We start from the raw sequence: 5,293 nt of genomic DNA, 5'->3' as shown, positions 1-5,293 counted from the left end.
CCAAGCGGCATGAAACCTAACCAGAATGCATCTTAGCTAAGCCGCAAAACTGTCCGAAAAAGCAGGACCACTTCAAACACCCAAAAGAATGTTGAAATTGGTAGCGCAAGCAAGACAAACGAAGCCAAAATATAAAATAGCCAAAACCCTGTTAGGTTAGCTGTGACAATCAGCAAAGAGAGGAATGGATACCATCGCAAAATCTTATAAAGGGAATAGAGACCCTTCCAGAAACTCCGTGATAGTGAAATAGCCCATCTCCTACATTCGTGTGCTTGCGGACTTCAGGGCAATGGCTGCGAATAATCGCTTTTTTCGTACAGCAAGGATCGTCGCCCTAGATTTCCGCGCTAGCATAGGCCAAATGCCGAACGAATTGGTCGCTCTGGTCGATGTGTTTGTTCTTGATGTTTCAAAAAAAATGTTCACGGTGGAAACCAATGCCTGCTTTATGATGCTGCGTCGCAGAGCCCCACTAGTTTGTCCAAAGGCAGCTTCGGACCGAAAGCAACATATTGACCATTATCGGCCAGCCCAAGACTGCATCTGCTGCAAAACCTGTTGAGCAGCACAGCTTCGGGCATCCTGATCTTCAATCACAACAGCTTTGAGAAACTGCGCCTTCAACTGAGGGCCTTTTTCTATTTTGGACGCCACAAAGTTCAGAGCTTCTTTTAGGGCATCCGTGCGCACGTCGATTTCTGTGCAGGTATCAGCCGCATTTGCGATCACTTTGAGCGCCGCCTCCAGTTCAGAAACGCGCAGAATTTCTTCTGACCAGCTGCCGCCAAAAGCGACATTTTTCAATTGTGTTTTCAAATCAACCATGAGAACAAATATAGAACATTAAGTGGTTTTTGGAAGATACAGGATTTAGGCTATGACCCCGATGCGCTGTCTATATCTGGATATGAACGCCTTTTTTGCCAGCGTCGAGCAACAGGTTGATTCTCGGCTCAGAGGGCGACCCGTGGCGATCACTGCGCTTGAAACTGGCCCGCATAACAATTGGGCTGGGGCCGTTGTTGCCGCCAGCTATGAAGCCAAAGCGCAGGGCGTCAAAACGATTATGCGCGTTGCTGAGGCGCGGCAAATTTGCCCTGACATCGTCTTCCTGCAAGCCCGTCACAAGCTCTATGCGCGGGCCAATCAGGCGATTTCAAAGGCCATTGATACCATCGCGGAAGTGGAGCGGGTGCGCTCGATTGATGAGTTCCAAATCGCCCTTGGCGGCAGAACCAGTGCCCTCCCCGCCGCGCTAGATTTGGCCCGCGACATTAAGAAGATCATTCGTGAAGACGTGGGCAGTCAGCTGCGCTGTTCGATTGGGATTGGTCCAAACCAATTGCTTGCCAAGATTGCTGGCAAATTGGAAAAACCCGATGGCCTGCAATGGCTCGCACCTGAGAATATGCCAGAGGCCATTGCGCACCTCAAACTTGACGATTTGCCCGGTATCTCACGCGGCATGAGCGCGCGTTTGGGCAAGGCGCATGTCTGGGGCATTCATGAGCTTTACGCGCTCGATCCACGGCACGCGCGGATGATTTGGCGCTCAGTTGAGGGCGAACGTTTCGTGCGCGGGCTGCAAGGCGAAGACATCCCGTTGATCGAAACCCAGCGCAACACCTACGGGCAATCCAAAGTGCTCGCGCCAAAGTATCGCCCTGCCCCAATGGCCACACGTGTAGGCCGATGGCTGGTCGAACGGGCGGCAGCACGCATGCGGCGTGACGGCTATTGCGCAGGGCGTATTTCCATTCACATAGGACTTTGGAAAAAACACGGCCATCATTGGCAACAAACGCTCAATCCAAGCCAAGACACGCGTGATTTTCTGGATATTTTCGATACTCTCACAGAACAGTTTGCGCGCAGCCGCACTCAAGCCACATCTATTGGGATCAACCTCACAAACTTGGTGCTGTTGACTGAACGCAACGGCGAACTCTTCCTGCCCCTTGCACCGGGGCAAAACAGCAAACGCGAAACGCTCTCCGCCACCATAGATCGTATTAATCTGCGGTATGGCAAGACCGTCATCAAATATGGCGACCAACAAGAGCACCTTGGGTTCTTTGATCGAGGGTAAGGGCGGATTCCGGTCATTCGCCGCAGGTGCGAAATAGGATAAACTGGCAGAAGAAAACGGACGTTCAGGGCAAAAATTTGTTTTGTGTTCTTATGTAAATGCAGCAAATGTCGGCAATGAGCCCTTTTTGACTGATGCTGCGAAATGATCGAAAGGCAGCTAATGCGGCAACCATTCGATCTCGCTGGACTTGCCCGGCTGTTTCGGGCGACCATTACCTAGCAGTAATAAGGACCTGGCTATGGATTGCACTTTCACGATCAGAGAGATGTCGAAAGAAGACTTTGAACCTCTTTTTCAGCGCCACGTGCATGCAGCCTTTGCCAGCGATCATTCCTACACACTGCGAGATGCGCTCGATGACACAGAGCAAGAGCAGATGCGGAATTTGGACAGCAGGCTCGGTGACGCTTTGGCCCTATATTTGGGTGCATTCGACCAAGATGATCACTTCGTAGGCTGGGCTTGGGGTAAACAAGAACCCAAAGCCAAGTTTTGCATGGTAAATTCCGGTGTAGTTGAAGGACAGCGACGCAAGGGGATCTATAGCGCTTTGGTTCAATCAACAGTTGAAACGATCTCAGATCGCGGCTTTCAAGTCATCTATAGTCGTCACTGTGCGACAAATAACGCTGTGATCATCCCAAAGCTAAAGGCCGGATTTGTTATCTCGAAGTTCGAGATTGACGATAGCCACGGAGTTCTCGTGCATCTGCACTACTATACGAACAAAACGCGCCGCAAAGTCATGGATTACCGCACGGGTTCGTCGGCACCAGACGATGATTTGAAACGGTTATTCAAGCTTTGAATGCAGCCATTCGTATTACTGCTATGGACGGCAACTTAGTCCGCACTGCCGCCGCTCGCCCTCCAGTTTGACGCTGATTTCGTTTGCAAGTGTAGCGAAGGTCGGCAGAGAGCCCTAACCTACATCACCCAAGTCGCGCTCATTTCCGGTCTACATCGCGTAAGGAAGATCAAACACCAGCATGTCGATTTGTCCCAATGGCAATTGCTCTGCGACATCACCGTTAGGATTGATGACTGCCGTAGGCCCCAAAGCTAAGTGATCTTCGCGCTCGCCAGTAACGTCAGACGACATGAGCCACAGTCCGGTTTCATGGCAGCGTTGCCCGCGCACTGAATTGTGCAGCCATTTGTATTTTTCTGCCGTGTTGTGTTTCAACATGTTGTTCGCACAACAAACAATCAGTTCGGCGTTCTTCTCAGAAACTTGCTCTGCAAGGATCGGAAAGTTTGTATCATAACAAATATTTATGCAAAACTTGAGCCCTTGTACTTCAAATGTTGGTAGCTCTTGCCCCTCTGTAAAGGCTGCCTCACTTGGTAGAAGATGATGCTTCCTATACCTTCCAATAAGCGCCTGATCTTTAACAACTATGGCAGTATTATATAGCTTTTCGTCCGCCAACTCGATCATGCCAACAACCAACATCGGTCCAGAGGTCGGAAAGCCGGCTAATAGTTCGAGAAACCGTTGAGAGTTGAGGTCAATGGCCAATTCTCGGGCCTGCTGTTCTTCAACGATATAGCCTTGTAAGAAACCCTCAGGAAAAGCCAACAAGTGGGCTTGCCGTGCTTTGGCACGCTCAGCCATTGCGTTGAGGAACTCCAATGCCCTTGGAATATCCTTGTGGATCTCAGGAGCCTGTGCGGCTGCGATACGAACTGTGGGCAAGTGCGCAAACCTTCCATGAGATGCGAAGTTCAGATTAAACCCGTTGCCAACCTCTTCCAAGACCGAAGGTCGCTTTGTCCGCTGACCAACGTTTCAGCCGACAAAATGCTGCAAGATGCACGAATGTCCGCAATTGCGGGCCGCACTGCAGCATCCTGAGGTGGACGTGAAAGGCGGCTTAGGGCCGTTCGCGACACTTTATAGCTAAAAATTTGGCCTCAAAACTAATCCCTATTCGTATGCCCCCACCACATCACTTTACCGATGATGGTGAGTGTTTTCGTGTCGCCAAACTCTGGTCCATAATCGGGATTGTCTGATAACAACATAATCTGATCTTCGCTTGGGCGCTCGATGCGTTTGACGCGGGCGTGGCCGTCGTCCAGCACGGCGTAGATCGCGCTGCGGCCTTTTTTGGAACTGCTCGTTCGCACCGGCACGACGGTTTTCGACCTGTCGACGAGCACCATGTCACCGGCCCAAATCGTTGGTTCCATGCTGTCACCTGAGACCCGCGCCAAGACGGCGTTTGCGGGCGCGGTGCCGATGCGGCGAAGCCAGTCGCGGCGAAAGGATAGGTAATCCACGATAGGCTCATCACCATTCGCGGCCCCTGCCCCAGCAGCGAGGCTTGCCTCGTGCAGCGGAATGTGGGCGAATTCTTCAGGATCGGCGACAGGCGGTTGCTCTGCGCCTGCTGTGTCGCGTGGCGAACCAAAGTAAAATTCTAAATCCAATACGTCTGCAAGCTTCATCAATGCAGGCAAATTGTACCTTTTTTCACCCTGCCTAGGCATTCGTAGGTTCTTAATCAAAGACGGATGTCCCACCGCAAGCTTTGAAGCTGCGGCATCAGAAAGTCCCTTGGCTGCAAGAGCTTTATCAATGGTTTCTAGAATCGGGTCCATTACTTCAATTAGCCTGTATTGGCTAATTCGACAATAGCTAGCCTGTACAGGCTTGACTATATAGGCCAGTACAGGCTAGCTTAGGTTATGGATCAGAAAACAGCACTCATCACCCTCGCCGAAACGCTCGCAACACACCAAGGTGTGACGCACTTTGCGATTTCGATGCGCGTCCATAGAAAGGGCGACTTCTTCAAGAACTTGATGGATGGCAGCGACTGTCGGACGGCAACTGCCGCCAAAGTGCTGGCATTTTTCCACGACAACTGGCCCGCCGACCTTGAATGGCCAGCCGACATCCCCCGCCCCAAAACATCCAAAGAAGAGGCTGCGTGATGTATTTTGCACGGCCCTCACTCCCCAAAATTAGCCTCCGCACAACTTGGACAAAACTCAAAGCGCTCAATGCCCGCATTGAAGACAGCTTTGTCGGCGACCTGATCGGCTGCCTGCTTTTGTTTGGACTTATGAGTGCAGCAACGTGGCTTTTTCCCCTGATTAACGAGGTGTTTAAATGACCCTTCAAAACAGCAAATTTTCGCATCGCTATACGGTGAAACAAATTCTCGGTGGCTATGTTGTCGTTGATCC

General features: G+C 51.2%; 7 protein-coding genes. 3 read left to right on the top strand and 4 right to left on the bottom strand.

The window, feature by feature from the left end; genetic code table 11:
- Positions 1 to 522: 522 nt before the first annotated feature.
- Positions 523 to 828, bottom strand: coding sequence for a hypothetical protein (locus ACSHXH_RS18960; protein WP_435673365.1), 306 nt, complete (start codon positions 826 to 828; stop codon positions 523 to 525).
- 52 nt (positions 829 to 880) lie between these two features.
- Between ACSHXH_RS18960 and ACSHXH_RS18955 the strand changes: the two genes are divergently transcribed.
- Together ACSHXH_RS18955 and ACSHXH_RS18950 are read left to right on the top strand one after the other, a co-directional pair.
- Positions 881 to 2,092 carry a DinB/UmuC family translesion DNA polymerase gene (locus ACSHXH_RS18955; RefSeq protein ID WP_435673364.1) on the top strand — a complete coding sequence of 404 codons (1,212 nt, stop codon included), beginning with the start codon at positions 881 to 883 and terminating at the stop codon, positions 2,090 to 2,092.
- Between the two features lie 241 nt (positions 2,093 to 2,333).
- Complete coding sequence (locus tag ACSHXH_RS18950) at positions 2,334 to 2,903, top strand: N-acetyltransferase family protein (protein ID WP_435673363.1); 570 nt, start codon at positions 2,334 to 2,336, stop codon at positions 2,901 to 2,903.
- Between the two features lie 150 nt (positions 2,904 to 3,053).
- On the opposite strand, the gene ACSHXH_RS18945 is transcribed toward ACSHXH_RS18950, so the two are convergent.
- Positions 3,054 to 3,794, bottom strand: a complete 741-nt coding sequence (locus tag ACSHXH_RS18945) for a carbon-nitrogen hydrolase family protein (RefSeq protein WP_435673362.1) — start codon at positions 3,792 to 3,794, stop codon at positions 3,054 to 3,056.
- Between the two features lie 224 nt (positions 3,795 to 4,018).
- Entirely contained in the window at positions 4,019 to 4,702 is a 684-nt protein-coding gene (locus ACSHXH_RS18940) for a S24 family peptidase (protein WP_435673361.1), read from the bottom strand.
- Positions 4,703 to 4,789: 87 nt separating this feature from the next.
- Between ACSHXH_RS18940 and ACSHXH_RS18935 the strand changes: the two genes are divergently transcribed.
- Positions 4,790 to 5,038 carry a hypothetical protein gene (locus tag ACSHXH_RS18935; protein ID WP_435673360.1) on the top strand — a complete coding sequence of 83 codons (249 nt, stop codon included), beginning with the start codon at positions 4,790 to 4,792 and terminating at the stop codon, positions 5,036 to 5,038.
- Positions 5,039 to 5,055: 17 nt separating this feature from the next.
- Here ACSHXH_RS18935 and ACSHXH_RS18930 read toward each other — a convergent pair.
- The coding region (locus ACSHXH_RS18930; protein ID WP_435673359.1) for a hypothetical protein at positions 5,056 to 5,293 on the bottom strand (238 nt) is incomplete at its 5' end.

The sequence above is a fragment of the Marivita sp. genome, from assembly GCF_051251565.1.
Classification (GTDB): Bacteria; Pseudomonadota; Alphaproteobacteria; order Rhodobacterales; family Rhodobacteraceae; genus Marivita.
Note: the sequence above shows the minus strand (reverse complement) of the source record. Positions and strands in the feature narration are given on the sequence as shown.

Excerpts from the sequence above, each read along its gene's own strand:
- ACSHXH_RS18960 (WP_435673365.1), bottom strand. The coding sequence starts at position 828 with ATGGTTGATTTGAAAACACAATTGAAAAATGTCGCTTTTGGCGGCAGC.
- ACSHXH_RS18955 (WP_435673364.1), top strand. The coding sequence starts at position 881 with ATGACCCCGATGCGCTGTCTATATCTGGATATGAACGCCTTTTTTGCC.
- ACSHXH_RS18950 (WP_435673363.1), top strand. The coding sequence starts at position 2,334 with ATGGATTGCACTTTCACGATCAGAGAGATGTCGAAAGAAGACTTTGAA.
- ACSHXH_RS18940 (WP_435673361.1), bottom strand. The coding sequence starts at position 4,702 with ATGGACCCGATTCTAGAAACCATTGATAAAGCTCTTGCAGCCAAGGGA.
- ACSHXH_RS18935 (WP_435673360.1), top strand. The coding sequence starts at position 4,790 with ATGGATCAGAAAACAGCACTCATCACCCTCGCCGAAACGCTCGCAACA.